This is a genomic window from Methylocystis sp. H62 (genome assembly GCF_015709515.1).
In the GTDB taxonomy this organism is placed as follows: domain Bacteria; phylum Pseudomonadota; class Alphaproteobacteria; order Rhizobiales; family Beijerinckiaceae; genus Methylocystis.
In genome coordinates, this window is record NZ_JADNQZ010000003.1 from 1 (window position 1) to 245 (window position 245).

Consider the following 245-nt stretch of genomic DNA (forward strand, 5'->3'; position numbering starts at 1 on the left):
AGGGCGTGAATGTAGAAAAGGGTTTGTGGCGCGTATCGCTTTTGTTTGCCGATGGGCGGCAATGTCTTCACCGAGGCAAACTTGATCTGCAAGAAAGCGATTTCGTGATCCTCGCCGCCAATCGCGACCTGATGGCGACCAGACCAAGGGACCGCGGCGAGTTGGGCGAAGACGCGATGGGCCGCATCCGTCGGCGCTGCTTCTGTCGGTGGCTCGGCCAGCCGGTTGGTCTGAACGCGCACGAG

General features: G+C 60.8%; 1 pseudogene. It reads right to left on the reverse strand.

Annotation, left to right across the window (positions count from 1 at the left end):
* Positions 1-245 (reverse strand): annotated as a pseudogene (locus IYY11_RS00015) (IS4 family transposase); the annotation flags it as partial.